Here is a 6,971-nt window from a genome sequence, read left to right on the forward strand (position 1 = left end):
CGCCGCGTCGTACACCTCGCCGCCCACCGGGAGCAGCCACGACCGCGACCCGGCGGGACGGCGGCCGCGCCGGGCCAGGTCGACGCTGAGCGAGCCGGGGAACCACGCCCCGACCACCTCCAGCTCGTCCAGCCCGGCCCGCAGTTCGGCCGCGCCCGGGAAGTCCGCCGAGAGCAGGTGCTCCAGCACCGCGCGCTCGGCGGCGTTCAGCGGGCGCGGCCGAACTGCGGGCCGTTCGTCCTCCGTCATGGGCCGATCCTGCCACCCGTCACCCGTCACCCGTCACCCGCCGCCCGCCGCCCGTCACTGGCCGCCCGCCTCCTCGGTCCGTCAGCCCACGGCGCCCGCCGCGGCCCGCTCGGCGACGGGGCGGCGCAGCGCGGCCGGTTCGAGGGCGGGGGAGCGCCAGGCGCCGTCCGGGCGGTAGAGGTCGGTGCCGGGCGGCACGATCGCGTCGATCCGGTCCAGGGCCTCGTCGTCCAGGGTGAGCGCGGCGCCCTTCAGCAGGCCGGTCAGCTGGTCGACCGTCCGGGGGCCGAGGATCACCGAGGTGACGGCGGGGTGGGCGAGCGGGAAGGCGACGGCCAGTTCGGGCAGCGAGCAGCCGATCCCCTCGGCCAGCTCGACCAGCTGCTCGACCACCTCGAGCTTGCGGGCGTTCTCCGGGAGCGCCGGGTCGAAGCGGTGCGGGGTCAGCGCGGCCCGCCCGCTGCCCAGGTCGATCACCCCGTCCTTGCGGTAACGGCCGGTCAGGAAGCCGGAGGCGAGCGGGGCCCAGGTCAGCACGCCCATGCCGTGCCGGCGGGCCACCGGCAGCACGGTGGCCTCGACGCCGCGGGCCAGCAGCGAGTACGGCGGCTGCTCGGTGCGGAACCGGGGCAGTGCGCGGCGTTCGGCCACCCAGTGCGCCTCGACGAGGTCGCCGGCCGGGAAGGTCGAGCAGCCGAACGCCCGGATCTTGCCTGCCCGGACGAGGTCGCCCAGCACCGACAGGGTCTCCTCGACGTCGGTGCGGTGGTCGGGCCGGTGCACCTGGTAGAGGTCGATCCAGTCGGTGCGCAGCCGCCGCAGGCTGTCCTCCACCGCGCGCAGGATCCAGCGCCGCGAGTTGCCGCCCCGGTTCGGCCCCTCGCCCATCGGGAAGTGCACCTTGGTGGCCAGCACGACCTCATCGCGCCGCCCCTGCAGCGCCTTGCCGACGATCTCCTCGGACTCGCCCGCCGAGTACATGTCGGCGGTGTCGACGAAGTTGATGCCGGCGTCCAGTGCGGTGTGCACGATCCGGGCACCCTCCCGGTGGTCCGGGTTGCCGACCGAGCCGAGCATCATCGTGCCCAGGCAGTGCGTGCTCACCTCGATGCCGGTGCCGCCGAGAATCCGGTAACGCATAGTCGAGTTCCTTCCGTCGGTCCGCTGCGGGGCGCGCCGCCGGCCACTCTAGGAGCTGGAGTCGGCTCTAGATCAACACCTCCGGGTCACAGCCTCCGGGCCGGAACCCGCTCCTATGCTGATCCGATGAACGCATCGAACGGGTCCGCCGAGACGCTCGGCATCGGCCAGGTCGCCGCCCGCACCGGCCTGAGCGTGCACGCCCTGCGCTTCTACGAACGCGAGGGCATCCTCGCCGCCCCGGTCCGCCGCGAGGGCGGCGGGCGGCGCCGCTACACCCGGGGCGACGTGGAGTGGCTCAACCTCTGCATCGTCCTGCGCGCCTCCGGCATGCCCATCCCGGAGATCCGCCGCTACACCGAACTCGCCCGCACCGGCCCCGGCACCGAACCCGACCGCCTCGCCCTGCTGCGCGTCCACGAGCGGCGCGTCCTCGACCGGATCGCCGAACTCCACCGCTCGCTGGACATCGTCCGGCACAAGGTCGCGGTCTACGAGGACCACCTCGACCAGCAGTCCGCGCACGGGAGTTGACCCGGGTGCGGGCCGGGCCGTCCGGGCGTCGACGGCGTTCCCGGAGTCGTGCGGCACGCCGCCCGCCCGGCACCCCCCGCGGGCCGTCAGTCGGGGAGCCGGCCGAACAGGTGGTTGGCGGGGGCGTTGGGGTCGTCGCCGTAGAAGAACTCCAGGAGCGCCCGGTGGAACTCGTCGCGGTCCAGGCCGCCCGAGCCGTCCGCGTCCAGCGCGGCGAACACCTCGGCGCAGTCCCCGCCGGGGACGGCGGCCACCGCGTCGAACATCAGCTGGAACTCCGAGCGGTCGATCCGGCCGTTCCCGTCGAGGTCGACCAGGTCGAAGAAGCAGTCGGCCACCGGCCCGACCTGCTGCCCGTACAGGGCCGGGTCGGCGAGCGCCCGGCCGAACCCCTCGGTCATCTCCCGCAGGTCGACCCGCCCGTCGCCGTCCTGGTCCATCGGGGCGATCACGTTGGTCCAGAACCCGTCCAGCTGCCCGGTGAGCGGGCGGGCGGCCGCGGAGTCGACGGCGACGCCGCGGGCGGCGAGGTAGCGCTCGCTCATCAGCAGGACGTCCCGCCGGGTGATGAACCCGTCGCCGTCGACGTCGGCTCCGCGGAACCACTGGCCGTACTTGCGCTCTCGAAGTGCAGTCACGGTTGCGCACCGTATCCACCCCGTCACCCGCGGGCAAACGGGCGGGCCGGGGGGCGGCCGGGCCCCGGCTCAGTGTTCGATCGGGGGCGGGACAAAGGCGAGCACATCGGGCAGCAGCTCGTCATGGCGTTCGACCTCGACCAGCGTGCTGAGCGCGCTCGGCCCCTGCGACAGGCGCGAGCACGGCCGGTCCGCGGTCAGGGAGTTCGGGTTGCCGTGCCGGTCCAGGGTGCCGCTCAGCCCCGGCTCCACCGGGTCCCACCAGGCCCCGGTGGACAGCTGCACGACGCCCGGCATGACGTCCTCGGACAGCACCGCGCCCGCCAGGCAGCCGCCCCGGTCGTTGTGGACCCGCACCACCGCGCCGTCCACGATGCCGCGCGCCGCGGCGTCCGCCGGGTTGAGTGTCACCGGCTCGCGGCCGCGGACCTTCGACTCCAGGCTGCGGCCGCCGTTGTCGTACTGGCTGTGCAGCCGGGAGGCGGGCTGGTTCGAGACCAGGTGCAGCGGGAAGCGCCCCGCCAGGTCGCCGCCGAGCCACTCGGCCGGCTCGTACCACCTCGGGTGCCCGGCGCAGTCGTCGTAGCCGTACGAGTCGATCTCGGCGGAGAAGACCTCGATCCGGCCCGAGGGCGTCGCCAGCGGGAAGCGCTCCGGATCCGCCCGGAGCGCCGCGAAACTGCCGGGGAACGGCCCTTGCAGCGCGGGCAGTTCGACCGCGGAGCGGCGCCAGAACTCGTCGAAGCCGGGCAGCGCGGCCGCGTCGCCGAGCGCGGCCGCGGTCTGCTCGTACAGGTGCCGGAGCCACTCGGACTCGGAGCGCGACCCGGTGAACTCCCGCCCGTAGCCGAGCCGGGCGGCCAGCTCGGCGAAGATCCGGTGGTCGGTGCGGGACTCGCCGGCCGGTTCGCGGACCTTAGGCATCGCGGTCAGGTGCGGGTCGCAGAACCCGGCGGTGAAGTCGTCGCGCTCCAGGCTGGTGGCGACGGGCAGCACGATGTCCGCGAACTTGGCCGTGGTGTTCCACCACGCCTCGTGCACCACCACCGTGTCGGGGGCCTGCCAGGCCCTGGCCAGCCGGTGCAGGTCCTGGTGGTGGTGGAACGGGTTGCCCCCGCACCAGTAGACCAGGCGCAGTTCGGGCAGGGTCAGCCGCCGCCCGTCGTAGTCGATCGTCCGGCCCGGGTGCAGCAGGGCGTCGGCGATCCGGGCGACCGGGATGAAGTCCGGGACGGGGTTGGGCACCCCCGGGACGCCCGCCACCGGGGGACGGCCCGGGGCGACGCCGGTCGCGTCCATCGTCGCGTAGCCCGCGCCCCAGCCGCCGCCCGGCCGGCCCATCGAGCCCGCCATGGCGGCCAGCACCACCGACATCCAGATCGGCTGTTCGCCGTGGTCCGCCCGCTGCACCGCGTAGTTGACCATGACGAGGGAGCGCCGCTCGGTGAGCCGGCGGGCCAGGCCGGTGAGGGCGCCGCGGTCGAGGCCGGTGATCCGGGCGGCCCAGTCGGCGTCCTTGGGAACGCCGTCGTCCTCGCCGAGCAGGTAGTCGGCGAAGCGGTCGAACCCGGTGCAGCAGCGCCGCAGGAAGTCCTCGTCGTGCCAGCCGTTGACCAGCATGGTGTGCGCGATGCCGAGCATCGCGGCGGTGTCGGTGTTCGGGACGACCGGCAGCCACTCGGCGTCCAGGAAGCCGGCGGTGTCCCGGCGGATCGGGCTGACGTTCACGAACCGCACCCCGGCCTCGCGGCACCGCCGTTGCAGCTCCCGCGTCCGGTGCCGGGCCAGCCCGCCGGGGTTGACCTGGCTGTTCTTGAGCGCCAACCCGCCGAACGCCACCACGAGTTCGCAGTGTTCCGCGATCTCCTCCCACAGCGGCATCCGGGACTGGTAGCTCCACGGGTGCCCGCCGATCACGTGCGGCAGCACGACCTCCAGCGCCGCGGTGCTGTACGTGTTGCGCGAGTCGGTGTAGCCGCCGCCCAGCGCCAGGAACCGCTGCAACTGCCCCTGCGCGTGGTGGAACCCGCTCGCGCTCGCCCAGCCGTACGACCCGCCGAACACCGCGCCGTCCCCGTACCGCCCGCGCACCCGGCGCAGCTCGTCGCCCACCAGCGCCAGCGCCTCGTCCCAGCCCACCTCGACGAAGCCGTCCGCGCCCCGGGCCCGCTCCCCGACCCGCGGCAGCCCGTCCAGCCAGCCCTTGCGCACCGCGGGGCGCAGCACCCGGGCGCCGTCCTCGGCGGCCCGCACCATCCCGGGGCCGATCGGGGAGGGCGCCGGGTCGTCCGCCCGCGGTTCGATCCGCACCAGGCGGCCGGAGTCGACCACCGCGACGAAACTGCCCCAGTGCGTCGCCACCGGCAAGCGTCGTTCCACCGTGTGTCCACTCCGTCCCCGCGCGGGCTTCCGCCCGGACCCGACCAGCCGCCGGGTACGAGTCTCCCCGCGCCGCGGCACCCGCAAGCGCGCCGCATCAGGCCGGGGCCGGGGGCTCCGCCGCGGCGAGGAGGGCGTGCAGCGGGCGGCCCCGGCGGTGCAGCCAGGCCCGGTAGGCGGGGTTGGCGGCGGCCAGGTCGAGGTAGGCGTGCCGGAGGTCGGTCCACAGGCCGTCGAGGGCCGGGCCGGGGACGGTGTCGGGGCGCCAGGTGAGCAGCAGGCGGACGGCGAGCGGGTCGCCGCGGACGGGGCGCAGGACGGTGCCGGGGCCGGGCGGCGAGGTGGGCTGGCAGGGGCGGACGGCCTCGCCGGAGGCGACCAGTTCGGCGGCGGTGGCGTTGTCCCGGACCTGCACGACCCGCGGGTCGAGCCCGGCCCCGGCGAAGACCCGGCGCAGCGCGGCGTACTCGTGGTCGGCGGTCGGGTCGACCATCCAGGTGTCGTGGGCGAGGTCGGCGAGGCTGACCACGGGCCGGCCGGCGGCGGGGTGGGTCTCGGCGAGGGCGACGAACTGGGGTTCGCGGGCGACCAGCACCCGCCGCTCGGTGCCGGCCGGGGCGTGCAGCGGGAAGCCCTCGCTCTCGTGGACGAAGGCGATGTCGAGCTGTTCGGCGGCCACCAGGTGGAGCAGGGCGATCGCCGAGATGTCGATGTGGATGGTGGTGTCGGTGTCCGGCAGCCGGTCGTGGATGCGGCGCAGCCAGGCGGGCACCGCGCGGCTGCCGACGCTGCCGATCCGCAGCCGGCGGCGGCCCGCTCCGGCGGCCTCGGCGCGGGCGGCGGCGACCAGGGCGTCCAGTCCGGTGATCACGGGCCGGGCGCGGGAGAGCACCGAGTGGCCGAGCGCGGTGGGGCGGCTGCCGGTCCGTTCGCGGGTGAACAGCCGTCCGCCGACGGTCCGTTCGATGCGGTGCAGCTGGGTGGTCAGCGAGGGTTGGGTCATGCCGAGCCGACGGGCGGCCTTCCGGACGCTGCCGGTGTCCGCGATCGCGCACAGCACCCGGAGGTGTCGGACGTCGAGCTCCATCACGGGAGCATAACCAGGTGCCCATCGCTTGCCAAGAGCATGCCAAGAACGTGCCCACGGACCGTCAATTCGCCTGCTGTGCAGGGGTATTGCCCCGGGCTATCGCCGGTTGCCATCTCCGCGCCCCGGCCGCGCTGCCCCAAGCTCGGTGCAACCACCCGTCACCGCGTCCCGGCCGGCTCCCCACGGCCCCGGGACCCGCGAAATGGAGTCCCCCCATGAACCGCTCCATGACCGTGCTCGCCGCCGCCCTCGGACTGGTCCTCGCCGCCGGAGCCGCCGCCGTGCCCGCCGCGGCCGCCCCCACCGCCCCGGCCGCGCCCGCCGCCTCCGCCCAGGGCTACACCCCGCCCACCGGCCTCGCCGCCGACTCCGCCGAGGCGGCCGGCAACAGGGCGTTCTACGAGGCCGTGATGAAGTCGGCCCGCGCCAAGCAGGCCGCCAACCCCTACCTGCTGACCGTCGCCGTCACCTACGACGCCAGCCAGGCCCCGTCCTTCCGCACCACCATCTCGCAGAGCGCGCAGATCTGGAACTCCTCGGTCACCAACGTCCAGCTCCGCTCCGGCACCAACGCCGACTTCCGCTACTACGAGGGCAACGACTCCCGCGGCTCCTACGCCTCCACCGACGGCCACGGGCGCGGCTACATCTTCCTCGACTACGCGCAGAACCGGCAGTACAGCTCGCTGCGCGTGATCGCCCACGAGACCGGCCACGTGCTCGGCCTGCCCGACCACTACTCCGGCCCGTGCAGCGAGCTGATGTCCGGCGGCGGCCCCGGCACCTCCTGCACCAACCCCTACCCGAACGCCACCGAGCGCAGCCGGGTCAACAGCCTCTGGCTGTACGGCCTCGCCGCCGCCGGCTGACCCCGCCCGCCCGGCGCGTCTGCCCGCGCCCCGGGCCGGCCGCCGCACCCTCCGCGCCGCAGGACCCCCGCC

At 75.0% G+C, this 6,971-nt stretch carries 7 protein-coding genes; 2 read left to right on the top strand and 5 right to left on the bottom strand.

Going from position 1 to position 6,971, the window contains the following annotated elements; all coding sequences use genetic code 11:
- Together ACFUEL_RS31580 and ACFUEL_RS31585 are read right to left on the bottom strand one after the other, a co-directional pair.
- Positions 1-249: hypothetical protein (locus tag ACFUEL_RS31580; RefSeq protein ID WP_380240301.1), on the bottom strand; the 249-nt coding region annotated here is incomplete at its 3' end.
- An 81-nt stretch (positions 250-330) separates the two neighbouring features.
- Positions 331-1,389: an aldo/keto reductase gene (locus ACFUEL_RS31585; RefSeq protein WP_380240303.1), complete on the bottom strand. Its 1,059-nt coding sequence runs from the start codon at positions 1,387-1,389 to the stop codon at positions 331-333.
- 126 nt (positions 1,390-1,515) lie between these two features.
- On the opposite strand from ACFUEL_RS31585, the gene ACFUEL_RS31590 reads away from it, so the two are divergent.
- Positions 1,516-1,923, top strand: coding sequence for a MerR family transcriptional regulator (locus ACFUEL_RS31590; RefSeq protein WP_380240305.1), 408 nt, complete (start codon positions 1,516-1,518; stop codon positions 1,921-1,923).
- 86 nt (positions 1,924-2,009) lie between these two features.
- Here the strand turns inward: ACFUEL_RS31590 and ACFUEL_RS31595 are convergent, their stop codons facing one another.
- The 3 genes from ACFUEL_RS31595 to ACFUEL_RS31605 form a co-directional block, all read right to left on the bottom strand.
- Entirely contained in the window at positions 2,010-2,561 is a 552-nt protein-coding gene (locus ACFUEL_RS31595; RefSeq protein ID WP_380240307.1) for an EF-hand domain-containing protein, read from the bottom strand.
- Positions 2,562-2,630: 69 nt separating this feature from the next.
- Positions 2,631-4,940, bottom strand: coding sequence for a molybdopterin-dependent oxidoreductase (locus tag ACFUEL_RS31600; protein ID WP_380240309.1), 2,310 nt, complete (start codon positions 4,938-4,940; stop codon positions 2,631-2,633).
- Between the two features lie 97 nt (positions 4,941-5,037).
- Complete coding sequence (locus ACFUEL_RS31605) at positions 5,038-6,027, bottom strand: LysR family transcriptional regulator (RefSeq protein ID WP_380240311.1); 990 nt, start codon at positions 6,025-6,027, stop codon at positions 5,038-5,040.
- A gap of 218 nt (positions 6,028-6,245) precedes the next feature.
- On the opposite strand from ACFUEL_RS31605, the gene snpA reads away from it, so the two are divergent.
- The gene (snpA, locus tag ACFUEL_RS31610) at positions 6,246-6,899 is read left to right on the top strand and encodes a snapalysin (RefSeq protein ID WP_380240313.1); all 654 of its coding nucleotides are present in this window, start codon (positions 6,246-6,248) and stop codon (positions 6,897-6,899) included.
- Positions 6,900-6,971 lie beyond the last annotated feature (72 nt).

This window comes from Kitasatospora sp. NPDC057198 (assembly GCF_042670125.1).
Lineage (GTDB): Bacteria > Actinomycetota > Actinomycetes > Streptomycetales > Streptomycetaceae > Kitasatospora.